The organism is Brumimicrobium mesophilum (genome assembly GCF_003025005.1).
Lineage (GTDB): Bacteria > Bacteroidota > Bacteroidia > Flavobacteriales_D > Crocinitomicaceae > Brumimicrobium > Brumimicrobium mesophilum.
The window spans coordinates 15,534-39,251 of record NZ_PVSS01000015.1 but is presented as its reverse complement, the minus strand read 5'-3'; the positions used below and the strand labels follow the sequence as shown (position 1 = coordinate 39,251).

Sequence of the window (23,718 nt, the reverse complement as noted above, 5' to 3'; positions counted from 1 at the left end):
TAATAAGACCTAAAGATTATAAATATCCAATAGTTCCAACATCCTTCTGTTTATATGGTAATTTAGATTTTGAAGCTGTGCATAGCAACAGTCAGGGATTGCTTGAACCTCTACTCCTCCGTTTTTATTAATCACTACTTGCATTGGATCCATTGTCCTCAAAATTTCTTTTTTCATTTCATAATAGCTTTCTAATTCACGATCCTTATGCAGACCTTCTTGAAAAGCTTTTATCATAAGCCATCGTTTTTCTGAGATATTGTATCCATTAGTTTTAAGATTAATTAATCGCTCTTGGTCTTCTATCGTTAATTGAGTGATTCTAGTTACACTTTCCTGTAAGTTGAAATAGCTTTCTGTTTTAATTGGATATTCGAAGCTTTCAATATCAAAGGCTTCTCGTCCTTCGATTTTAACGCTGATGTTTTTCCAGTTATCGTTTTCTAATGTTCCCATTTTAAGTCTAATGTTTTGAATTTATAGGTAAAGTTTCCTTCTTGGAAAAAGCTTACTTGAATTTTCATACTGTCTGAATTCTTTACATTCTCAATAAACGACTTTACTGGAGTAAGAAATCTAACTGTTGAATTCCCTGAAGCACTCTCTTGAATACTGTATTTTAACGGCTCTCTATCATCAAACCTAACCATCCAAGTACTTACGTTGTAATCTGTGCTAAACTGACCTTTATCAATCGCAAACACAATACTGTTTTCTCCGTTTACATTTCTTATCATTAGAGAAGCATAATTCAGTCCTCCGTAGGGAAATTCCAAGTTTGCAAAATTATCTGATGCAATTTTAGCAAAGAACGAACTATCACTTGTCATTTCATCAATAGTTGAGTTGTATTCCCAAGAGCTCTTTTTATTTTCCTCTTCAATCATTGCCAATGCAAAGGCTTTTGTCGATTTATCAGCATGCTCATCTGCTGTTGTTTCAATACACTCTTTAGTTTTGCATTCCGTAATTCTGTCTAGATAACTCATTTGTATTGAATCACTCAAGTAAGTATCTTCTTTAATCACCTTGATTTTTTCATCTTTTAAATCTTCAAGTGATTCTGTTGGTCCGCAAGAAAAAAGGAATGCGGATGTTGCTAGGGTAAAAATTAACTTTTTCATTTTGTTGATGTTTTGGTTACTAAATTATAAAACTTTTTAAGTAGTTCAGCTATTAAGGTTTGATAACAGGTGCTAAGCGCCATTAAAAAAGCGCCTAGCCTTATGTTGTCTCTCAATGCCAAAAAGCAAAGAGCACAACGATAGAGGTAGTTTATTTTAAAGTTAGTTCATCTTTCATAACTAACTCTTCCCCTGTAAGGGCAAAGTAAAGATTTTGGAGTTGATGAACGTATTTCAATTCTACATCGCCAAAGCCTTCTAATGTAAAATCGTCTTCTATAGCAACCCCATTTTTATAATAGAAACATTCCTCTTTCACGAATCCAAATTTAATTAAGTCACTTTTATCTAAAGGTATCGTATCTAAATCTACCTGAGCGTCATCCGATATTTTATGAATATACCCGCCTATTTTCACTTCAAAGTGACTCCTAAATACTTCTATTCCACTTACAGGATGATATCCTCCCCAACTTTTAGAGGTCAATAGGTTTCCAATTCTTAAATCTTTACTTTTTATATTTCCCATATCTATTTAATTTATCTGTTAATCAACTTTAAAACAAACCATGCTTGCCCTCGTTAGCACCAATGCTACATAACCCAGTCATTGATGATTTTCGGTTCATAATTATTATCAATTGCCTCCCGCACAGATTCAATTGCAAAGCCATCTCTGAAAGTGTGACCGATTTTCTTTTCTACTTTAATGTATCTATCAAGTAATTTAGGATTTGCTTTGCCAGCCACTACCAGTGCATCGAATGGGCTGAATATACAGAAGCAACACGAAAGTCGTGGCATTCCTAAATCATAAGCTGGATGATACGGTAAGTTATGTATGTTGATAGTTGACCACACCATTTCTTTGTCCCAGTCGTGTATCGGTAACCAATCGTGAACCGTCCGCTTTTTTGTGGTTAGTGGCTTATTCAATTTCAGTATTTCTTTTTTCGCTCTGGAAGAGCTTTCATCTTTTCGGAATCCGAACACATACAGCACTTTGCATTCTCCCAGTTGTTTTGTCAGAGCAGTTACCACCCTTCCACCTGGGCCACGTTTGAAATCACTGGTGCAGTAGCGCTGTTTGTTACTCGGCCACTTTCCCCGCCTCTCAACATACTCCAAAAGCGTTTCTTCATATCCGTTCTTATCCCTTCGCTTTGAGTAGTAGGTTTTTAGCCCAAATAAATCAGCTTGCCTATTAACCAGTTCTTTTGTTCTAGCCCATTCCATATCACCTAAATCCTGATGCGAGACAGCCATTTTTTCAAAAGGGAAATCCTGAACATCAGCCAATCGGCACACTTCCCAAAGCGCACAAAGAGAATCCTTGCCACCGCTGGAATTGATAATGATTATGTCGTAATCGTGTAAATTCATATTTCTGATTTTAAATTCGTACTAGTGCTAACAGCACCTAAAAAATACCTACGGTCGCTATCGCTATTTTTTAGCTGCATCCCGTTATTTAGGCTTTTTATTCTTAATCGCATGATCAACGTATTCCCTCAATTGAAGCCCTGTAAAACAACACCATTTCAATTGGCCGATTTTATCTATTTTTTCACCATAAAATTGAGAGTGTAATTCACAGAATTCTTCTTCAGTTAGGTGCGTCTCATCAGTAAGGAGGCACTTGTCTTCTTTACATTGATTCGCTTCGAATTCTCTGAGGTCTTTTCGATATTCGGGGATATCACGACTATCCCAGTCTGGAACATCAATCACGTGGACTATGAAGAAGTATATCGCGAATATTCCTATTACTATCCAAATTACAACTGAAACTATTGTTTCTTCGTAGAACATGTACGCTACTGTCGTTAACACTGCAATTACTGCAGCTTTCCATAGGTCGATAATTATCTTTTGATTTTTCATTTTTATTGGTTTTTAGTTTTCACCTTTAACAAGGTATTTATTTCTCGCACTTATTAATCTTACTCTAGGATTTCCAATTTCCTCTATTGAAATCATCCATTTATTTTTAGTTGGCAAACCTATTTCATAAGTTACACCATCAAGCTCAGCGGTGTAGTAATTGAACTTATTCTCATACTCACGCTTGATTACAGTGTAAGTGCGTTCATCCACGATGGTACCACATGAATTGATTTCGGTGTAATGAATAAGACTGTCCTCAACTTTCAATTCAATATTGGTGTAAGGAAATGAATGTGATAATACATGCCCTTCCTTGTCAACGTCGAAAAGATGGACATCTGAGAAATATAAGTGTTGCGCTGTACCTACTAAGGATAGAAGTAGGAATATTGTTATTGTAATTGTTTTCATTAATTATAGATTTTAATTTATTAATTCTTGAACTTTGAAATAAACATTCATTTCTAAAGCCGTTGCAATTTGAAACTCAACTTTTGCTCCTGGGCTTTCTTTCCAGTTTGGTAATAGAAAGATGCTATCTGCAGTTACTAAATATTGAATACATTCACGCATGTAAGAGCTCCATGTCTTGTCATGATCGTGTGGTAATTTCATTGGATTAATTACTCGGTGTCCGAACTCAACCAATGCCTTTTCAGCCATTCCAAATAGTTCAAACGCCTTTTCCTCCATGCCTGTGATCTTTCCGGCTATGTAAATTGATTTACGTTTATCGACTTGGCTGAATAGCTCTTTTATTCGTTCTTTGTCTCCTGTAGCCATTGCAATTGCTAAATCATGAACTTGGCTCTCATTCATGTCTAGAGTTGTGATGTCGTCTATTGTTTTTATCATTGTTTTTTGAATTTTTAATTGTTTATAATTTACCAGCGTAATATTCTTTCATAATTAAGTCTCCTTGCTCTGCTGATATCCTAAGTAGATAGTCACCCATTAGATCAAGTGCTTTTGCATAATTGACACTTACATAAGCTGAAACTACGTCTCTTTCTCTCTCTGTAATGATTTTAGAGTTATAAAAGGCCATCATGCATCTCGTTAATTCAGTTTTTATTAATGTGTCACACTCTACTGCGAAGACAAACTCAGCTATGTGGAGCTTGTCTTTTTGTGTTATTTCAATGTTTTCCATTTTCTTAATTGTTGATGAATTCCCAGTTATCTGTGTCGCAAACTATGCAATATCCCGTTTCAGGATTTGATTTTCCTTTTGTGTTACAAGTGTTACACTTATACTGACTGTCAAAACTAGGTGTCAAATGTGATGTATTAATTCTCACTTTTCTTTTTCGTTCTTTAAGGTATTCCTTAATTTTTGGACACTTATGCCTATACACCTTTTGGTTAACCCTTACTAGTGCATCGAAATGCTCCACTGTATTGCTATCTGCCATAATTGTTAATTGTTAATTTGTAATTCGTAATTGATCAGTTATTCCAGATTTCCGAGTTTAAATAAGTCTCGGGGTACTTTTTGTTTACGCCTGTTTTTAATCGCTGTGTTTCGTAAAGATCAATGTGCCTTATCGCTTTCGCTTTCTCTAAATCAGGCATTCGTTTCCAGATATTCTCAGCCTTTGATCGTTTACTAACCTTATGGGCGTATTTATCATAGAACGCATCGAATGAGATATCTTCTTTCAATTCTCGAACATCTATCATTTTAAGTGATTTCAATCCCTTTTCAAGCCTATTTAAACTGTATGGAAACACCTTTGCAAGGAAGTCGAATTGTTCTTTGCCGAATGCTCCTGGTTCTAACTCATATTTTACAAGCATGCCGTTGATGTCATACTCAACCATTGCTGTAGCTTCGTGTTTTGGGAATTTTATAAGGTAGCGCATTTGATGTCTATTTGAGTTAATAATTGAGTTGTTACATATAGATGGTAACTATTTGGAGGAGTTATTCTCGCTAAAACAAATTGAAGCGCTCTCATTGTTGGAGGATCTAATGTGATGCTAAGTCGTGGTTTTAAATCCATGCTTTGCTTCATTAATTTCGTAACGAAAATCTTTAGAACAGCCTCTGTTATGTGAGCTTCATATTCTGAGTTGAAAATCTCAATAGAGAAGTTTCTAAGCTCAAAAAGAAGCGCTTTTGTTTGTTCTTTATCCAGCTTAACCAACATAGTCGAGTCTTTTTAATTTTTCGGCAGGTGTCTCCGGGTTAACCTCCTTAAACAACTGGCTTCGTGATTCAATTTCTGTTTCTTTGTTAAGCTCAAGATATCTGACTTCAATTTTAGCCGTGTCTACAATTGAGCTTGATATCATCGCTATTGATTTCGCACGACTTCCTTCCTGCGCAATTTGTTCTGGAGTAAGTGATTCATCATTCAATCTTTCCATTTGAGCGAATAAATGATCTCTTAAGTCTTCTAATTTATTTCTTGCCATAATTCCTAGTTTTTATTGATTTGTAATTTTTTTAATTTTTGATTTTAATCTACCAATCTGCCACATCGTATCTCTTAAATCTGTTGGATATCGGTTGATATTGTTTCGATTCATGTTGTCAGCTTTACTAATACATATTAGATTCTCGATATTGCAATTCTTTTGATTCCCATCTTTGAATGTTATTATGTGATCTTCGGGAATTGGACCTTTCCAAACTTTCCACATGAATCGGTGAAGGAGTTCGAATCTTTTCGGTTGCTCGACTTTTACTTCGATGTAGCCGTCGGCGGTAATTCTTGAGTAACCAATTGGTTTTGTATTGTGTGTTTTATGTCCTTTTTTGAACATGTTTGGTTTCATTTTAGCAAATTGTTCTGGAGTCAACTTCACTCCTTTACGATTTGAAACTCTTCCTTTTTTGAACCGGGTTTTTTCTCCTCTTTTGGTGAGGTCTAAGTCTCTTTGAATTGCAACTTCTTTCAAATAATCTTCATCTTTACTTATACCCATCACAATTGCTTGAGAGTTTACCGAGTTGACTGATCTATTCATTTTTTTTGCTAAATCTGAGCTTTTTGTTATTGCGAAGTACTTAGTCATCATTTCTTTGTGGTCCCTTGTCCAAGGTTGTCTGCCATGCGTCCAAGCGTCTTTCTTTACGCTCATTCGTTTAGCTTTCGATCTTAGCAACTCCTGTGAAACATTCAGTCTCTTTGCCAACTCCTTAGTTGATGTTGTTGGATATTCATTTTTTAGAATTCCCTCCTCTTCACGTGTCCAGATGCGTGGTGATTTTCGTTTTCTCATGATTAAAGGGCTTTAATGAATTTCTTATAGACATTATGTGACTGGGAAACTAAAAAAGGAAGCTCCTTGGCTGTGTAGTCATTAAGGCCTTTGTGCAAGTATCCATACTTCAACACCCAACTGTAAATGCTTTTCATGTCGGCTTTTCCTTCAGGAGTTGTATAACCAACCTTTGCTAAGTGCGCAATGATCTTCTTGCGTTGAGCGTCCATACTTTTTTGCATGCGGTTGGCCTCATTGCCTAATGTCTTAGTCATTGCATATAAGAGCTCTTTATACTCGTGTGGTGTAAGTGACCGAAGGGAATCCTTTTTCCCTCCGGTTAATTCACTAATCACATCTTCACGATCAATATCAACTCCTAATGATTTAATTCGCTTTTCAATTGCGAAATATTGATTGAATTTGATTGCCATTTGCTTGTGTTTTAGATTTTACTTTTTAGTTCTGTTTACTTTCATCACTTTGATTTTGATTTCATTCTCAATATCAGTAGCGACTGATTTGCGAGATCTACCACTTGTTTTGAATTGTATTCTACTCACTTTTTTACCTTTAAATTCAATATCACAATCAACGATGTATTGATTTGGTGTTATTGCCTTTTTTAGTCTCGTGTGTAGTCTGTTTTTCTGTTGAAGCGTGCTGATTTCAGCACGCTTTTTTCTTGTGAACCATCCCATATTTATAAGCTTGTAAAGTTGATATCTATGTTCTCCCATTTTCCTTCTTTGTCTTTTACAGAAAAAGTGTAACCGTATGATCTGAAAGCAATAGAAAATGATTCGTTAATCAAATCCAAGCCTTTCACCCATCGAGGATCATCGTACTTATCTCTGTGCTTGAAGAGGTGCATTGCTTTAGCATACTCAAGCTCTCCCTTGTCATTTTTCTGAATGAAGCTGATAAGGATTTCGAAAAGCTTTGCGTCTCGTTTCTTCACCGTTGTTCTCAAGAAGTCGCTAATTAGCTCAATCGCTTTTTCGCTTCTCTCATCCCATTGCGGAGTAGTTGATCTAATCCTAGTAGCTTTCATGTTTCCATTTGCATGCGTTAATGAGAAACCACCTTTAGAATTAGACCTAATACCTCCGTATTTGTCAAGTCGCTCTTTGTGCGCTTCGAAAGTTTCGTGACAAGTGTTTTTGAATTCTTTTAGCGCTTCATTTACGGCCTCAGCTTTATAAATCAAATCAAGTACAGTAGCGTCACGCTCATCTTCGTACTCTTTCTTTTCTTTTTCGTATGCTTTCTGTTCCGCTGCACGTTTCTTTTTCATAAAGACCTCAATCTCTTTGGAGGTCATTTCGTGAATGCTTTTTTCTTTTGTTTGTGTTTCCATTTTGTTAATCGTTACTTGGTTTGTATGGTAGAACTTCAACTATTGAAGTTTCTTTGATTGAGTGGATAAATGTGTCCACTGTGAAGCTGACTATGAAAGTTTTTAATGATTCCAAAGCGGTGTCAATGTTTACAGCTTCGACGAGGATGTTACTCTTGATGTATTTTTCGTTTCCGTTATCACCATCAATAGATCGGTAACCTACCACACATGCCCACCATAAATCACATGATTCATCTGAAGCATAGATATCGCTATAGTTTTTCGGAGTGATTCCGGTTACTATTACTTCACCAGCAACATGCTCTAAAACTTCTTTCCAAGCTCGTTCCTCAGCTTCCATGTGCGACACTGCATCAATTAGATACGGCTCTGTAACTCTTTTTAATCTTCCGTCATCCATTTGCTTGACGAACTTTGCTTTTACTTCATACCAGTTGTTCATATACTTTGGTTTTAAATTGTTACTTGTTTATTAATTCTTAGTCGATCTTTCAGGAATCACATAAGGCACTAAGAGTCCTTTTTCCTTTCCGAAATTCTCAATGCGTGACTCGATCGTTTTCTTTGATATTCTCAATTCATTTAGATCTCTGTATTTTTTCATGTACCAATCGTCAACTTTTCGATAGTTCGCTAAGCTTTTTTCTAAGAGAATTATTTGTTTACACACGAGGTTTAATCGCTTTCTTTCGTCGTTTATATATCTTGATTGTGCCATGATTAGAATTCTTTAATGAATGAGTAGAATGATGCGTCAACATTCTCTATTGTGAGCAGCAAGCACATCTCACGTTTATATATGTAGTTGTTGTTTGCTACGTGATTAGGATTGCCCGAGAAAAAATCCTCACGGATGTAAGTCATGTCTTCCAATAGGTCCTTTTCAAACATGAAGTATTCATTTCTGAACCATTTCCAGTATTCAGGCATTCTAACCAATTCTTGATGCTTCATGCTTTGTTCAGCCTTTGCCACACCTAAGTCATATAAGAAAGTGTTGAATTCTATTAAGCTTGCGCCAATAGCATTCATTACAGCCTCTTTTGTGTGGCTCATTTCTGCAACTCTTCGGGTAACTTGTGATTGTTTTGTTTTCATTATAATTCGTTTATGTCGAAGGAAACTTTGCCTCCATATCTGTTTTTCATTGGGGACACTGAAAAGTCCTTTACTTCGAGGCAGACATGTGAACCGAAGTATATCGACTTTGCCAGTCCTCCTTTTGGATCTCCTTTCTCAGCGTGGGAGATGTAGATGAATATTACATTTGGATATCGCTTTGAAAGTTCTTTGTATTCAAATTTTGTTAATTCGTTAACTGACTTTTCGTTTGACTTGAAATATTGAGCCGAGTCAATAAATATGATTTCGGGTGCTCTTGGCTTAGAAAGCTCTTCATCTATATCCTCAACTGTGTAATCTTCCCATAACTTAATTCTTGAAGATGATGACAATAAGTTTGCTTCCTTAACCGCCATTTGAAACGTGAGGTGTAAACCTTCCTCTAATGGGACATAAGCGCACTTTTTGAAGCTTGACAAGTATTTAATCAGTTTCATACTGAAGGTTGTTTTTCCGTGACCAGAATCTCCATAGATTATCCAAGAACCATTGGTTGCTGGCGTACCTAGTAATTCTTTCCATGTTCCTTTGAATGCCATAACCTTGAATTTCTTCTTGACAAATTTTTGAATTGATGTTGCTTGCTTTTTAGACATTTCCGTTTTGATTTTTAGCGTAAGCACTTAACTTTCTCAATGATCCTCCAGTCTTGTTATAGATGTTTTTCAAATCAACTGCAGTATCTTCTAAGTTCACTCGGGCAACTAATCCCATTTGCAACTTCTTGAAGTCTTCAAGGTTTTCTTTTCCGTCTGGAGACACTTTCTGAAAGCTTCCTCCAAATCGTGATAGGATTTCGGTGAAACCAACTTTCTTACGATCAAGGTTAGATTCAATCTTTGCCTTTAAACCGTCAGCTCCCATCATGTACCATGCACAAATATTCTCGGTCGCATTCCACAATGCTTTCAATTCTAGGAATGCTGGGTATTCCAAATCTCCTGCTTCATCCACTATGATAATAGGAGGCGCTGACATTGGAATCGATTGTAAGTAGTAAACTAAATCGTCATAAACATCAGCGTAACGGCCTGTGTGAATTACTCCAAATTGCTTAGCGATCTGTCTTACGAATTTCTGTTTTGATTTTACCTGGGAGCAGTCGATATAAACAGCGTTTTTGTTTTCTTTCACGAAAAACTTCGCTGTAAATGTCTTTCCGATATCCGCAGAATCGCACAATAAAGCGCTTACTGAGTCACGCTTGCAATCAGTTAATTGATTGTATATGAACTCAAATGTTGGTGTTTTCGCTGCTTTCCAAGTTGGTCTATCCTGGAGAGATACGTTCAAGCGTCTTCCAATGCTTAACCAGTTAGGATTAGAAATCACTTTCTCAAGTTCTCCCTTTGCAATTCTTGATAGTTGAGCCGAGCTTATTCCTAATGTTACGGCTTGTTTTGCAGCTGATGGATAATTTTGTCTATCTTCAGTAATTGCCGTTACTACTCGTTGTTTAAATTCAGTTGTTATCATAATTAATCGTTGTTTCTTTGGTTTACAGTGTAAAGGCTATCTTTTGATTTCTTAATCCATTCGTCAGAATTGTTCGAAGCCATTAGCCTTTCAAAATCGTCGTTCGTATCTAAATCATCAATAACCAAGGCTTCTTGAATAATTTCTTCTTTAGGTTGATCAATACGTGGATATTTCACTTGTTCTGTGATCTGCAGTTTTGTGATTTTGTTTCTTGATGCTTCCTTGATTGATGCGTCATAGCTTGAGATGAATTTCTGTTGTTGTAACATGTTCTCTCTATCTTTATCCGTCTGCTCAGCCGTTGCCTCATTGAATGTTGCAATAGGTTCAGCTCTACAGATGTACTCTTCACCTTGGAAAACATCTACGTAGTCAATGTTTCCTTCCTCATTTCTGATGTAGTAAGCGTCAACTTCATAATTGTTAGGTTGTAATTGCTTCATTACATCAATACTTGGAATTCCATAATCTTGATAATTAACCCTCATGTATTGATTTCTTTTAATTGAAGTTGTTGTTTTATCACCAACATACTTCGACCAGATCACATCATCAAAATCATTACAGTTAGGATTGATATTCTCTTCCAATACTTGCATTCTCGTTTTGCCTTTGTATTTCCTTTGGTTGGGGTGTAGATCATTGTTGTATAATTCGATTGTGTGGATATCGTCTGCTACAAGGTCTCCATAGTCGAATTGCTTTTCTTTGTAGTTATTGTTTTCACCATCGAAAACCTTTTCAACTATCGTTCTATGAGCTTCTGATTTAGCATACCATCTTCCAATTCCTTCCTGGTATCTTTTCTCGTAACCGTACTTTTTTGACTTGTTAAAGTGTTCCGCGCGTTTTTCCTGCGAATTACCCGGGTTACACCATCTTACAAATGGAAAGGCCATTCCTGCCTTCATTAAGTCATTTCTGAAGTTGTTTACAATGTGATGTTCAACTTCCATTTCCATTGGAATTCCGTAATTGTTACGTCCTAAGAATTGCAGCATGTCCTTGATACAATCAATAAACAACTTCGTGTCTTTATCTCTTGAATAAGATGCTCCGATCACACAACCTGATGCAACATCGTAAGCGTAATAAGCTTTCACACGTTTTCCGTTTTTCAATTTTCTAGGCAGATCTCTATCATCTAATGAAATCTTAGAAAGTGAGAATTTCGGAGCGTGGCGGTGTACGTGTGGACGGTGGTTGTTATTGTATTGGTGAGAATCTGTTCTATACTTGGCCAATAAAGCTTGGTTATTAGGTTCGTTAACGTAATTCCAAACTGTCGCCTCCGAGAAGGTAACAGGAGCGCCTTTATGGTAAAAATCTTCAGGGTTGAATAATTCGCCAGTCTGCATGTCTACAATCTCTGTAGAGCCAGCCATAAAGCTCATGTACATTTCAACTATCCAATTATTGAAAGGCTTGTTTTTCATCGCTGAAATTGAAAGGATAATGCGTTCAATGGCATCGTTGATTTTACGAGGGTTATCATTTCCGTGTCCTCCGTGAACTAATCCCATGTAACTTTCTTTTTCATATCTCGCAAAAGCACGTTTAAGAGTTACGGGAGTAGATGGAAGTTTGAAAACATATTTCTCTGTGTCGAGATCATTAACCGATTGAGATAGTTTATCCCAAATCCAGCCTTTTTTCTTTTTCGCTACATTCTTAGAATAGAACTTTTTGCAAGCGTTAAGAATGATTGCGTTTGTACAGTATTCACGTTGTTTAGCTGGAGGAAGTAAACCACCTTCAGGTTTTCTGTATTGCGTAGCGAAATATCTGATCGCTTCGTTGTCCGGTTCTATTAGATCCTCGAGAACATTGTAAACCTCTTCAATTGGTTTTACAAGATTTTCAATTTGTTCTTTAATGTCATTTCTAATGCTTTCAAATTCTACTAATGCGTAGTTTCCTTTCCCTTTTCCTTGGCGAACAACGTTTAAATGACCTCTATCTCTAAGTGCATCATATAAGTGCTTTGTAATAATACATGCCTCCTTATACAACCATCTTGCTTTTACACATAAAATAGGACCGTAATATTCGTATGGATTAGAGTATTGTAACTCTTGATTTGAATTTTGCATTTTGTTGGTGTTAATTCATAAAATGGATGAGGGCTCCTAGAGATCCAAATAGTCCTACTACTTTTAAGAGCAGATCTATTGTTGATTTCGGTTTTTCTTTTAGCATCATGATTTGAATTGCTGTAATCTTTTCTCTATCACTGACTCCAGAGCATTGAAAACTGCCATGTGTTTTTTTGAATTCACACTTCTTATGATGTTAATTGCATGCATTGTACTTCCGATCTCTTCACCAGACTCATTACAAATTTTAACAACTTCCTTCCAATCTCCGTATGCAATTTGTGATCGAAGGAAATTCACTCTATCTAGGTGTGCATTTTTCGCATCAGTATAATCTTCTTCTGTGAATTTCATATATTTATTATATTTGTGTTTAATTGCTTACAAATATAATAGAGTTTTTCTCTATTTAACAAGTAAAATAGAGTTTTTCTCTAATGAATTTCACCGTTATTACTTTAACAACCTGATTATGAGTGTAAAAGAACGTTTAAAGCGTTTTATCAAGTACGAGAATTTAAAAACTAAAGAGTTCGAATCCTTGATTAAAGCCAGTAATGGCTACGTTAATAGTATTTCAAAAGGTATTGGAGAAGATAAACTCTCTAATATAAGGGAGCATTTTCCAAACCTAAATGTTGAGTGGTTATTAAGGGGAGAAGGGTCAATGTTGAAGATTGATCAAACTATAAGAGGAGCTTACGATAAGGTAATGGAAGGAGCAGGAATTTCTAAAGCAATGGAGAATATTAGTACTTACTCTAGTTTGTCACAAAAGAGAGATGTTGAAGAAGTAGAGTTAGAGAATAAACTTCTGATCAACAAAGTTGACTTCCTTACTAGAGAGAATAAACTGCTGACAGAAATGATTGAATTGATCAAGAAAAAGCCTTAAAAAGTACACTTCTGTTCGTTACCCCCCCCTTAATCAACTAATTTAAAAAACTAAATAACTGATTATCAACACTAGTTCATCATAAAGATGAGCGTTAAAGGCACGTTTCAACCTTCCTAAACATACATAAATATGCAAAGTTGATTATTAAAGGCATCTATTTTATTAAAAAAGTGTAGTTCTTAATGTAGTCCTTAATGTAGTTTTAATCTATTTTTTAGAGTTATTCTCGATTTGTTATAATTCCATTTAAACATTCATTAATTTAAGTTTAAAGCATAAAAAAAGCCACAAAACTATTTCGTTTTTGTGGCGTATACGTGCGTTCTGTTGTGTTTTCTCTCCCGAATGGTACTGTTTAACTTTTGGGAGAGGTAGATGGCGCTCTAAATGGTACTGAAAAGGTACTGAATCGTTGTTATTGTACTATTCGCTTTTTTTAATAAAGGAGCCCTTTTTTAGTTACTCTTCAATGTTTTTGGGCTTTTTAGGGCTTTTTTTGGATGTTGTCTTTTGTAGTTATTGTTTTAAGGGGGGTATATTTCAAAGACAATAATTCAGATAGAATTTTTATAATCCATTCTGTTACTTATGGTAATAATAAAGTTGACCGAGATCTCTGTCACCTTCAGAGTTTAGCGTATTCATTCATAATAATGGGTGAATAAGTTATTCAGACTTAAACATATAATTAGGATTCAGCTTTATTAGCTGAATCTTTTTTTGTTTTAAATATTTTAAATCAAACCATTAGTCAATCATAATTTATACGTGGTACCAAACTGACTTATATCATTTTTAAGCTCCTTATATCGCACGATATTTGCCTTCAATTTTAGTTGAAGAATAATTATGTTAAGTGAAGATATTATCAATAAATATAACGTATCAAGTCCACGGTACACTTCGTATCCAACAATTTTAGATTGGAACAGAATGGAGTTTTCGGAGACTGAATTTGCTCCAATATTCAAAAAAGCCGAACAAAACAAGAACCACAGCACAAGTGTTTATGTTCACCTTCCTTTTTGCGAAAGCTTATGTACTTTTTGTGGTTGTCATAAACACATCACCAAACAACACAGTGTTGAAGCGCCTTATATTGACGCAGTGATCAAAGAATGGAAAATGTATGAAGAGTTGAATGGTGGAAATATTCAAGTTGATGAAATTCATTTAGGAGGTGGAACACCAACTTTCTTTAAAGCAGCACAATTAAGAAGATTAATCGAAGTAATAAATGTAAAAACTGGACCGAATCCACTATTTAGTTTCGAAGGTCACCCAAACCATACAAGCGACGAACAATTGCAAACATTATACGATTTGGGATTCCGAAGAGTGAGTTTTGGAGTTCAATCTTATAGTCCAATCGTTCAAAAAGCCATCAACAGAATTCAACCTTTCGAAACAGTTGAAAAAGTAACGATTGCTTCTCGAAAAGCTGGCTTTACTTCTATCAGTCATGATTTAGTATTCGGGCTTCCAATGCAAACCATGACTGACATGATGGACACCATTGCAAAAACAATTCAATTGAAACCTGATGCTATTTCTCTTTATTCTTATGCGCATGTGCCGTGGGTTAAAGGAACTGGACAACGTGGTTTTTCTAAAGAAGATTTGCCCTCAGGCGATGAAAAACGAGATTTATATGAAAAATCTAAAGCACAATTACTGGCAAACGGTTATATAGAAATTGGAATGGACCACTTTGCTTTACCAACAGATATTTTAGCTCAAGCGTTGAAAGGCGGAGCTTTAAATAGAACCTTTATGGGTTACACCACCAACACAACCGACAGAATGATTGGTTTGGGAGCTTCTGCTATTTCAGAATATGGTTTTGGCTATGCTCAAAACGTTAAAAGCACACGTTCTTATCACCAAATGATTGACGCTGGAGAATTACCTATCGTAAAAGGTCACATTCACTCAAAAATAGACGCAACTTTAAAAGAGCACATTACTCAATTGATGTGTCAATTTGAAACTAACTTTGCGGCTGATGAATGGATGAAAAATCATGTTTCTGCATTCAAAAAAGCACTAAATGAATTTCAGAAAGATGAAATTATTGAGTGGAATGAAAATGAAATTATCGTTACCGAAGATGGAAAGCCATTTTCTCGTAATGTTTGTATGACATTGGATCCTTATTCGAAAAAAGTTCCAACACAAGATAGATTTAGTAAATCAGTATAATAATTAGTTGAAAAATGGGTTGTTATCATTGCGGAGATAAAATAATTGGAAAACCAATTTCAAAAGAAGACAAAGATTTTTGTTGTTCTGGTTGTTTAACGGTTTTTGAAATTCTTAGCGATAATGGTTTAGATAAATTCTATGAATTTAATGCGCAAAGTGGAATCAAACCTGTTTCAGAAACCGATGCAAAATATACAGCCTTAGACGTTCCTGAAATTTTTGATGATTTTATTGAATTCCAGAATGAAGACCTTTATTTGGTCACATTTTTCTTACCCGCCATTCATTGTAGCTCATGTATTTATTTATTAGAAAACCTTCAAAAATTAAATCCTGACATTTTAGAAAGTGAAGCCAATTTTACTGCAAGAACACTTTCGCTATCTATAAAAAAGGCTAGAAAACTCTCTGAAGTAGCTTCTTTATTAGAAAGTATAGGTTACAAACCAGAATTGCGTCGAGGAAAGGATAATAAAAGCAGTTACGACAAGAAATTATTGATGCAATTGGGTGTTGCTGGCTTTGCATTTGGAAATGTTATGCTGTGGTCATTTCCAGAATACTTGGGAATGGATGATATGTTTGAGAACTTTAGGAATTTCTCTGCATATTTGACCTTGGCTGTTGCCATCCCAGTACTTTTATATTCTGCTTCCGGATATCTAATTTCCGCATATACAGCCATTCGAACCCGCCAATTGAATTTAGATATTCCTATTGCCATTGGAATTCTTATTTTATTCATTAAAAGCACAAGTTCTATATTAATGCAAGAAGGTTCCAGTTATATGGATTCGTTTACTGGATTTGTGTTCTTCTTGTTGATCGGAAAATGGTTTCAATCAAAAACATATAGAAACATGTCGTTTGACAATGATCCAAAAGCCTATTTCCCTTTGGGTGTTCACAGAATTAATAAAATCACGAAGGAAGAAGAAGTTGTTAAAATAGAATCCATAGAAAAAGATGATGTATTGAAAATTTTCAATGAGGAAATTATTCCTTGTGATTCAGAATTAGTTTCTGAAAAGGCTGTAATCGACACAAGTTTTATTACAGGTGAAGCTAATTTAGCTACATTAAAAAAAGGTGACAAAATTTATGCAGGAAGTAAATTAATTGGATCTGCGATTCAAGTAATGGCTTTGAGTACCACCAACAGAAGTAAATTTGCAAGTATTTGGAATAAATCAGCCAAAACAACGAAGTCTATCGTCCAAAACAGGGAGAATTTATTAAGTAAATATTTTCTGATTATCGTAGGTGTAGTCTCAACAGCTGCTGCAATTACCTGGGCTTTCGTTAACCCGAGCAGAATTTTGGAAATCGTTACTGCAATTTTAGTTGTGGCTTGTCCTTGTGCCCTGGCTATTTCTTTCCCTTTCGTATATGGAAATGCTTTGCGGAAGTTAGGGAAATCAGGATTGTACTTTAGAAATAGTCACGAAATTCAAAAATTGAAAAGTATAAATCACATTGTATTTGACAAAACAGGAACTTTAACAAAAGATAGAATTGAAGGAGTGAACTACGAAGGTGAAGAATTGTCAGAAGATTTAATGGGACAAATTTTTGCATTAACAAGACAATCTACGCATCCCTACTCGAAGAGTATTACTCGCTATTTTGAAGATAAAGTTGATCATTTCGACGTGATTTCAGATTACAATGAAGTTTCTGGAAAAGGAATTGAAGCCAAAACCGAAGATGGTAAAATCTTAAGAATTGGAAATGCGAAATTCACTAATGCAACTGAAATATTTGAAGAAAGTGGAAGTTATTTCAGTGTAGATGACAGAATTGTTGGATTCTTTAAATTTCAATCGCAATTAAGGGAAGGGATTATCGATGAAATAAACAGACTTCAAAAGGACTATAAAATTACTTTACTTTCAGGAGATAAAGCTACAGACGAAATTTTATTCAAAGATTTGGAGCAACCAATAGCTATGCATTTTAACCTCTCTCCTACTGATAAAAAGAATCACATTATTCGATTTAATGAATCTGGTGATGTTGTAGCTTTTATAGGAGATGGTTTAAACGATTCTGAAGCACTTGAAGAAGCCGAACTTGGAATAAGCGTCTCAGAAGATGAATTCAGGTTCACACCAAAATGTGATGCTATTATAGAAAGTGATAAAATTCAAAAATTTAAAAGCTTCTTTAAGTTCGGTTTTCATGCTAAAAGGGTGCTAAGAATCTGCATGTATTTCTCATTGATTTACAACACATTCGGAATTACATTTGCCTTTCTGGGTTATGTCACTCCCCTTTTTGCTGCTATCCTAATGCCGATAAGCTCGATTACGATTGTTTTGTTGAGTACGTTTTTGATACAACCTTATAAAATAAAATAAGCCCTTTTTTTCTCTTCCAAAATAAACTTTGCCATTTTGACAGTCAAAATCTCATGGCATAAAGATTGACTATGTTCATTCGTCAACAAAAAATTAAAATAGAATGAAAAAAGGTCATATTAATGTAGAGACGGAAAATATATTTCCAATCATCAAGAAGTTTTTGTATTCAGATCACGAAATATTTTTACGTGAATTGGTTTCGAATGCTGTGGATGCATCTCAAAAACTTAAAGTATTATCCAAAAATGGAGAATATGATAAAGAAGTTGGTGAATTACAAGTTGAAGTAATTTTAGACAAAGCAGCCAAAACCTTAACTATTAGAGATAATGGAATTGGTATGACTGCTGATGAAATTGATAAATACATCAACCAAATCGCATTCTCAGGAGCAGAAGAATTCGTTCAAAAATATAAAGATTCAGACAGTAAAGAGTCAATTATTGGTCACTTTGGATTAGGGTTTTACTCTGCATTCATGGTCGCTGAAAAAGTTGAAATTATTACTTTAGGACGTTACGAAGATGCAACACCAGTAAGATGGGAAAGCAATGGAACGACTGAGTATACAATTCAAGAGACGGAGAAAGAGACCAGAGGAACAGATATCGTATTGCATATTAACGAAGAATCTGCAGAATTTTTAGAAGAAGCTAGAGTTGGTGGAATTCTTAACAAATACTGTAAATTCTTACCTGTACCTGTAATTTTTGGAACTCGTTCAATCCAAATCGAAGATCCAACAGGCGAAAAAGATGAAGAAGGAAACGTAAAGAAAGTTTCTAGCGAAGTTCCAGATCAAATCAATAATCCTTCTCCAGCATGGACAAAAATGCCAGCTGAGTTAGAAAAAGAAGATTACACTCAATTTTATAGAGAGTTATATCCTTCAACTGTTGAAGATCCATTGTTCCACATTCACTTAAATGTAGATTATCCTTTCAATCTAACGGGAATTTTATATTTCCCTAAGATCAAGGAAAACGTTGAAGTTCAAAAGAATAAAATTCAATTGTACTCAAACCAAGTATTCATTACAGATAGTGTTGAGGAAATTGTACCAGAATTTTTAACACTTTTACATGGTGTTATCGATTCTCCAGATATTCCACTTAATGTTTCTCGTTCTTATTTACAAAGTGATAGTAACGTAAAGAAAATTAGTGCTCACATTTCGAAAAAAGTTTCTGATAAGCTGAAAGAAATGTTCAACAAGGACCGTAAGGACTTTGAAGAAAAATGGGCTGATTTACGTATCTTCTCAGAATATGGAATGTTGTCTGACGATAAATTCGCAGATAGAGCAAAAGCTTTCCATATGATGGAATGTACAGATGGTAAATTCTACACACCAGAAGAATTCAAGGAAGAAGTAAAAGCTACTCAAACAGATAAAGACGACAAAACAGTTTTCCTTTACACTAATAATAAAGAAGAACAATTTAGTTTTGTGAAATCTGCAAATGACAGAGGCTACAAAGTTATTGAATTACAAGGACCACTTGTTGCCCACTGGATTCAAAAAATGGAATCAACTATAGAAAACGTAACATTTGCAAGAGTTGATGCTGACACATTGGATAAATTAATTCAGAAAGAAGAAAATATTCCTTCTAAATTAAGTGAAGATGAGCAAAAAGAATTACAACCAATTTTTGAAGGAACTGTAAATAAAGACATGTACAAAGTTCAATTTGAAAGTATGTCTGAAACTGATGCTCCGATAATGGTAACTCAACCTGAATTCATTAGAAGAATGAAGGAACAACAAGCTATGGGCGGTGCAGGATTCTTTGGAGCTTTTCCTGAAACTTACAATATGATTGTGAATAGCAACCATCCTAAAATTTCAAGTATTTTAGCGGCTAAAGGTGATGAACGTTCACAAAAAGCGAAGCAATTAACCGATTTAGCAATGCTTTCTCAAGGTATGTTAAAAGGTGAAGCACTTACAAACTTCGTAAATAGAAGTATAGAATTAGTATAAATTTCAGAGGAGCAGGTTTTAAAGTCTGCTCCTTTTTTTAGTGTTATGACAGGATATTTTAAGTGGATTGGAGCAGGTTTAGGGTTTTACCTAACGGGATTTCGTTTTTTTGGAGCTTTCTTAGGATTTTTAATCGGTACATTCATCGATAACTTTTCCCGTGCAGCTAGTTTTTTAAACGAAACTCAAGGTCAGCAAGGTCAGGGAAGACAACATAATTTTAGATCTACCCAAGATATTTTTGATTTCTATCAAAGACAAACACAACGTTATGACTTTCCAACTATGTTGTTGGCGCTATCAGCTGCAGTGATGAAAGCGGATGACAAAATCATGAAGTCTGAATTAGAATATGTTAAAGCTTTCTTACAACAACAATTCGGAAATCAATTTACTACATCCCACCTGCAAACGTTAAAAACGTTTATTGATCAACCACAAGCACTTCCAATTCAAGATATCTGTAATGATGTGCGCGCAAGAACACAACCAGAAGTGCGTGTTCAATTACTTCATTATTTATTTGGTATAGCAAAAGCAGATGGTTCTGTTTCAAATAAAGAAATGCAACTTTTACAACGTATTGCTTCCATGATGGGAATTCCAAACATGGACTTTACGAGCGTTCAAAACATGTTCCACCGCGATACAGAAAGCGATTACAAGGTTTTAGGAACAACCAAAGATGCTGAAGATGCCGAAATCAAGAAGGCCTACCGAAAAATGGCTGTACGCTATCACCCAGACAAAGTAGCCACAATGGGAGAAGAGTACCAAAAAGGAGCAAAAGAAAAGTTCCAAAGAATAAATGAAGCCTACGAGAACATAAAAAAGGAAAGAGGAATGGCATAATGGCAATGATTCTTACCCAAACTATTCTTCACTTGAATGACGGTTTTAATTTATAGAATCCTTTAGAACCCCAATATCCATACATCCTGACAAGCTATTTCAAAAATGGAATGTTCTTTGCTTGCACCACAATAGATTATTTATTTATTTTTACACTATTGAAAAAATTTTATACACTATTGATATGGTTTTGAACAATTTTAGAAAAGCAATTACATGTTTTTCACTGTTATGCTTTTTAGCAATTAATCCTACATATTCCAAAGCGCAACCAATATTAACCAATCCATTTGCTGGGAGCTACTTTCAACCTTCATTCGGGATAAATATGGGAACGATATTTAACCATGAAGATTTTCTTTTGGATTTCGGATTAGGTTTTGAAGAATTAGGCTACGATTTTAGTGCCTCCTTAAACGGAAGTTTTCGACCGTATTATAAAACTGTTCTTCTCGAAGAATCTGACAACTTTTATTATCAACTTCAAGAAAAAGTGTTTCAATTTTCTATTGACTTAGAAAAAAGGTTTTATTTCATTCAGTTTATGAACTCAAGTAAAGTTGGATTGTATGCAATGGCAAAATTTGGATATTTCTACGGAACATATAAAGGTTTAAGTGAAGACAGAAACAATGGCTTTGCTATAACTCCGGGAGCAGGTTTATCTTGGCAGTTTTCTAAAATCAGCAGAATAAATCTAGGTTATTTATATTTAAACCAAAACCCTAGCTCCAATCCACATATGTTAAATATTAAATTCAGCGTGTTTATTAATAAACAAACAGCAAATAATCTCGAGGAATAATGAAAAAGCACTTAAAATATACGTTGGTCATCATTGGTTTTATTGCCTTGAGTGTTTCATGTAGTAAAACAAATTCTCAAGATGATATATGTGATCCAAATCAAATTTGTTACACTTCTAAACCTACAGAACTATATGTAAAGTTGGAGTTATCTTCAAGTCCTAACGCTCAACCAATACAAGTTAGTTTTTACGAAGGCTATTTTGACGACGGCGAATTATTTGACACATTTACCACCAATTCGAGTGAAGAATATTACTTAATGCCAGTTGGTAAAAGATATACTGCTACAGCTAAGTATGTTAAAAATGGTGACACAATTATGGTGATTGATAGTGAAAAACTGAATGCTGCGTCCTATGAAAATTGCGAAGAAACTTGCTATGATTATGATGCTGAAATTGTACTCGATTTGAAGTTGGATTAATCAATTATTTATTTCATTTGAAAATTAAAGATTAACTTTCTTGATTGAGCATTGAATCTATATTCACAAGGAAAGCTTATGAAAATATATAGTTTGAAGTCACACGAATTTTCATCATAGGGCTACCAAGATAAATCGTTAATCACTAGTATTAACTTATTCAATTTATCTTAAATGTTAGTCCTGAAGAAATAAATTGGCTTTTCAAACTAACATAAAAGAGCTTACATTTTGAATAATTACGACTTTTCTTGGTAACCCGAATTGATAATTCGTAATTTTCAATTACGAATTATCTAACCCTCAATAACTAAAATTAAATCTTCCTCTTCAGGATCAATTATTTCATATACCATTTTCACGAATTCTTTAGGTCCATATTTCCCTAAGAATGGAATCATATTATCATATCTTTCTTGAAGGCCATTATTTGGGAATAATCGATTATAAATTCCATCGATTTGCTTCATAGCATCTTCGTTTTTCTTTTTAGAATGACGAATGAGCTTTTGTTGAACCCCATGCACCTGTTTCTGTATTTTTGTTGCTTCACTTTTAGCGTAGCCTTCCAAGCCTTTGTCTAAAGAGACAATTAAAGATTCTAATTCCAAAATTAAGGCTTTAGATTTTTCTTCTACTTCATTAAAATCTAATTCTTCCTCAGCGTTATCAACAACATATTGCTTTTTAACCTCATGAATTGAAGAAAATACATCTGTATATTTAAGGTTTAACTTTTCTATCTTCTTATTCGTCGATTTATCAAACCATTGAACAGAATTACGTACTTTTATTATTGGAAACGGAACTTCTGTTTGATCAAACATTCCTTTAAACTGAAGCCAATATGCCATTTCTCCTCCACCGCCTAAATAACAAAGGTTTGGTAAAATAAATTCTTGATACAGCGGGCGTAATACAACATTTGGAGAAAAGCGTTCAGGATTTTTCTCTAAATTCTTAAATAAATCATCCTTGGAAACCAATTCTTCCCCTATTTCAAAATCTCCATTTTCCGTAGGAATAATTCTTTCCCTTAATTGGTCTTTTATATAAAATAAATTCACAGGTCTGGCCATAGCTTGTCCATGAAAACCATCTTCCTCGAGTTGCGCTGTGGTCTTAAGCACTTCTTTTTCAGAAAAGTGAGTTTCCAACTCTCGTTTCATTATTGGGGCAAAGGAAGATTTTAAATCTTTATCATCCGCATTTATAGTAATTAGACCATAATCCCCAAAAAGCTTCATCATTAACGCTGTCGTTGCATCAGAAAGACTCCCTGTCTTGTAAAACTGATCTATGAACTCAGCAAATTCTGGATTGTTATCGAATTTACTTAAAACACTTTCTTTAAATCCTTCTATTCCATTTAATGAAAACCTTCCAACTGGTCCTTTTTGATCGGACTCCCATGAAAAAGTATCATGAAATAAATGCAAATGGTTGATTTCCTCAAAATCATGATCTTCCGTAGCCAACCAAAATACAGGCACAAAGTTCTGTAAAGGAAATTTTTTCTTTAGCTCTTCTGCCAGTCGCACAGCATCCATTATTTTGTAAATAATGTAAAGAGGTCCTCCAAATAAATTCAATTGATGCCCAGCAGTAACAGTAAAAGTGTTTGGTTCTTTTAATAAATCGACATTATATTTAACCTTGTCAAAATCAGAATAATCAGCCATTTGTTGAGCAACAACTTTATATAACAATTCTCTTTGAGAAGTTGAAAAATGTCCTTTTTTTAAATCAATTTGCTGCTCGAAATTAGCCAAACTAAAAGGAGCTTGAATATACTTCTGAAGCGCTTTCTGATTGTCATTAATTTGATTTGCTAAATCACTAAAATAAGCTGTTTGTCTTCGATCTATTGTTAATCTTTCCATAATGATATTCTGC

Annotated in this window: 31 protein-coding genes; 7 read left to right on the top strand and 24 right to left on the bottom strand. The window is 34.8% G+C overall.

The window, feature by feature from the left end; translation table 11 throughout:
- Positions 1-9: 9 nt before the first annotated feature.
- The 23 genes from C6368_RS14505 to C6368_RS14400 all read right to left on the bottom strand — a co-directional run bounded on the left by C6368_RS14505 (position 10) and on the right by C6368_RS14400 (position 12,638).
- A complete protein-coding gene (locus tag C6368_RS14505; protein ID WP_107039947.1) occupies positions 10-456 on the bottom strand; it encodes a hypothetical protein in 447 nt (148 codons plus the stop codon).
- Positions 444-1,124: a hypothetical protein gene (locus C6368_RS14500; protein WP_107039946.1), complete on the bottom strand. Its 681-nt coding sequence runs from the start codon at positions 1,122-1,124 to the stop codon at positions 444-446. Before C6368_RS14500 ends, C6368_RS14505 begins: the two co-directional genes overlap by 13 nt.
- 151 nt (positions 1,125-1,275) lie before the next feature.
- Positions 1,276-1,653, bottom strand: a complete 378-nt coding sequence (locus C6368_RS14495) for a hypothetical protein (RefSeq protein WP_107039945.1) — start codon at positions 1,651-1,653, stop codon at positions 1,276-1,278.
- Positions 1,654-1,718: 65 nt separating this feature from the next.
- Positions 1,719-2,507: a phosphoadenosine phosphosulfate reductase domain-containing protein gene (locus C6368_RS14490; RefSeq protein ID WP_107039944.1), complete on the bottom strand. Its 789-nt coding sequence runs from the start codon at positions 2,505-2,507 to the stop codon at positions 1,719-1,721.
- Between the two features lie 84 nt (positions 2,508-2,591).
- Positions 2,592-3,008 (bottom strand): hypothetical protein, encoded by a 417-nt coding sequence (locus C6368_RS14485; RefSeq protein WP_107039943.1) that lies wholly within the window; start codon positions 3,006-3,008, stop codon positions 2,592-2,594.
- A 12-nt stretch (positions 3,009-3,020) separates the two neighbouring features.
- Entirely contained in the window at positions 3,021-3,422 is a 402-nt protein-coding gene (locus C6368_RS14480; RefSeq protein ID WP_107039942.1) for a hypothetical protein, read from the bottom strand.
- Positions 3,423-3,434: 12 nt separating this feature from the next.
- Positions 3,435-3,866 carry a DUF4406 domain-containing protein gene (locus C6368_RS14475; protein ID WP_107039941.1) on the bottom strand — a complete coding sequence of 144 codons (432 nt, stop codon included), beginning with the start codon at positions 3,864-3,866 and terminating at the stop codon, positions 3,435-3,437.
- A 22-nt stretch (positions 3,867-3,888) separates the two neighbouring features.
- The gene (locus tag C6368_RS14470) at positions 3,889-4,164 is read right to left on the bottom strand and encodes a hypothetical protein (protein WP_107039940.1); all 276 of its coding nucleotides are present in this window, start codon (positions 4,162-4,164) and stop codon (positions 3,889-3,891) included.
- 4 nt (positions 4,165-4,168) lie between these two features.
- Positions 4,169-4,426 carry a hypothetical protein gene (locus C6368_RS17325; RefSeq protein ID WP_159038618.1) on the bottom strand — a complete coding sequence of 86 codons (258 nt, stop codon included), beginning with the start codon at positions 4,424-4,426 and terminating at the stop codon, positions 4,169-4,171.
- Between the two features lie 34 nt (positions 4,427-4,460).
- Positions 4,461-4,877 (bottom strand): hypothetical protein, encoded by a 417-nt coding sequence (locus C6368_RS14465; protein ID WP_107039939.1) that lies wholly within the window; start codon positions 4,875-4,877, stop codon positions 4,461-4,463.
- Entirely contained in the window at positions 4,862-5,164 is a 303-nt protein-coding gene (locus tag C6368_RS14460) for a hypothetical protein (RefSeq protein WP_107039938.1), read from the bottom strand. The genes C6368_RS14465 and C6368_RS14460 overlap by 16 nt, the downstream gene beginning before the upstream one ends.
- The gene (locus tag C6368_RS14455) at positions 5,154-5,432 is read right to left on the bottom strand and encodes a hypothetical protein (protein WP_107039937.1); all 279 of its coding nucleotides are present in this window, start codon (positions 5,430-5,432) and stop codon (positions 5,154-5,156) included. Before C6368_RS14455 ends, C6368_RS14460 begins: the two co-directional genes overlap by 11 nt.
- 12 nt (positions 5,433-5,444) lie before the next feature.
- A complete protein-coding gene (locus C6368_RS14450) occupies positions 5,445-6,242 on the bottom strand; it encodes an HNH endonuclease signature motif containing protein (protein ID WP_107039936.1) in 798 nt (265 codons plus the stop codon).
- Between the two features lie 2 nt (positions 6,243-6,244).
- Positions 6,245-6,658 (bottom strand): hypothetical protein, encoded by a 414-nt coding sequence (locus C6368_RS14445; protein WP_107039935.1) that lies wholly within the window; start codon positions 6,656-6,658, stop codon positions 6,245-6,247.
- An 18-nt stretch (positions 6,659-6,676) separates the two neighbouring features.
- Complete coding sequence (locus C6368_RS14440) at positions 6,677-6,925, bottom strand: hypothetical protein (protein WP_107039934.1); 249 nt, start codon at positions 6,923-6,925, stop codon at positions 6,677-6,679.
- Positions 6,926-6,927: 2 nt separating this feature from the next.
- Positions 6,928-7,584 (bottom strand): DUF3164 family protein, encoded by a 657-nt coding sequence (locus tag C6368_RS14435; RefSeq protein ID WP_107039933.1) that lies wholly within the window; start codon positions 7,582-7,584, stop codon positions 6,928-6,930.
- 4 nt (positions 7,585-7,588) lie between these two features.
- Positions 7,589-8,029 (bottom strand): DUF4494 domain-containing protein, encoded by a 441-nt coding sequence (locus tag C6368_RS14430; protein WP_107039932.1) that lies wholly within the window; start codon positions 8,027-8,029, stop codon positions 7,589-7,591.
- Positions 8,030-8,059: 30 nt separating this feature from the next.
- On the bottom strand, positions 8,060-8,305 hold the full coding sequence (locus C6368_RS14425) for a hypothetical protein (RefSeq protein ID WP_107039931.1): 246 nt from the start codon (positions 8,303-8,305) through the stop codon (positions 8,060-8,062).
- 2 nt (positions 8,306-8,307) lie between these two features.
- On the bottom strand, positions 8,308-8,685 hold the full coding sequence (locus tag C6368_RS14420; RefSeq protein WP_107039930.1) for a hypothetical protein: 378 nt from the start codon (positions 8,683-8,685) through the stop codon (positions 8,308-8,310).
- Positions 8,685-9,305, bottom strand: a complete 621-nt coding sequence (locus C6368_RS14415) for an ATP-binding protein (protein WP_107039929.1) — start codon at positions 9,303-9,305, stop codon at positions 8,685-8,687. Before C6368_RS14415 ends, C6368_RS14420 begins: the two co-directional genes overlap by 1 nt.
- Positions 9,298-10,185, bottom strand: coding sequence for an AAA family ATPase (locus C6368_RS14410; protein WP_199851650.1), 888 nt, complete (start codon positions 10,183-10,185; stop codon positions 9,298-9,300). The genes C6368_RS14415 and C6368_RS14410 overlap by 8 nt, the downstream gene beginning before the upstream one ends.
- Before the next feature lie 2 nt (positions 10,186-10,187).
- A complete protein-coding gene (locus tag C6368_RS14405; RefSeq protein ID WP_107039927.1) occupies positions 10,188-12,281 on the bottom strand; it encodes a hypothetical protein in 2,094 nt (697 codons plus the stop codon).
- 105 nt (positions 12,282-12,386) lie between these two features.
- The gene (locus tag C6368_RS14400; RefSeq protein ID WP_107039926.1) at positions 12,387-12,638 is read right to left on the bottom strand and encodes a hypothetical protein; all 252 of its coding nucleotides are present in this window, start codon (positions 12,636-12,638) and stop codon (positions 12,387-12,389) included.
- A gap of 118 nt (positions 12,639-12,756) precedes the next feature.
- On the opposite strand from C6368_RS14400, the gene C6368_RS14395 reads away from it, so the two are divergent.
- The 7 genes from C6368_RS14395 to C6368_RS14365 all read left to right on the top strand — a co-directional run bounded on the left by C6368_RS14395 (position 12,757) and on the right by C6368_RS14365 (position 21,822).
- A complete protein-coding gene (locus C6368_RS14395) occupies positions 12,757-13,179 on the top strand; it encodes a hypothetical protein (RefSeq protein WP_159038617.1) in 423 nt (140 codons plus the stop codon).
- 852 nt (positions 13,180-14,031) lie between these two features.
- Positions 14,032-15,384 carry an oxygen-independent coproporphyrinogen III oxidase gene (gene hemN / locus C6368_RS14390; protein ID WP_107039924.1) on the top strand — a complete coding sequence of 451 codons (1,353 nt, stop codon included), beginning with the start codon at positions 14,032-14,034 and terminating at the stop codon, positions 15,382-15,384.
- A 14-nt stretch (positions 15,385-15,398) separates the two neighbouring features.
- On the top strand, positions 15,399-17,747 hold the full coding sequence (locus C6368_RS14385) for a heavy metal translocating P-type ATPase (protein ID WP_107039923.1): 2,349 nt from the start codon (positions 15,399-15,401) through the stop codon (positions 17,745-17,747).
- A gap of 103 nt (positions 17,748-17,850) precedes the next feature.
- Positions 17,851-19,737, top strand: coding sequence for a molecular chaperone HtpG (gene htpG / locus C6368_RS14380; protein WP_107039922.1), 1,887 nt, complete (start codon positions 17,851-17,853; stop codon positions 19,735-19,737).
- A 45-nt stretch (positions 19,738-19,782) separates the two neighbouring features.
- Positions 19,783-20,589: a TerB family tellurite resistance protein gene (locus C6368_RS14375; RefSeq protein ID WP_107039921.1), complete on the top strand. Its 807-nt coding sequence runs from the start codon at positions 19,783-19,785 to the stop codon at positions 20,587-20,589.
- Positions 20,590-20,917: 328 nt separating this feature from the next.
- Positions 20,918-21,394, top strand: a complete 477-nt coding sequence (locus C6368_RS14370; protein WP_234369145.1) for a hypothetical protein — start codon at positions 20,918-20,920, stop codon at positions 21,392-21,394.
- Positions 21,394-21,822: a hypothetical protein gene (locus C6368_RS14365; protein WP_107039919.1), complete on the top strand. Its 429-nt coding sequence runs from the start codon at positions 21,394-21,396 to the stop codon at positions 21,820-21,822. The genes C6368_RS14370 and C6368_RS14365 overlap by 1 nt, the downstream gene beginning before the upstream one ends.
- A 296-nt stretch (positions 21,823-22,118) precedes the next feature.
- On the opposite strand, the gene bshC is transcribed toward C6368_RS14365, so the two are convergent.
- Positions 22,119-23,705: a bacillithiol biosynthesis cysteine-adding enzyme BshC gene (gene bshC, locus C6368_RS14360; RefSeq protein ID WP_107039918.1), complete on the bottom strand. Its 1,587-nt coding sequence runs from the start codon at positions 23,703-23,705 to the stop codon at positions 22,119-22,121.
- Between the last annotated feature and the right edge of the window lie 13 nt (positions 23,706-23,718).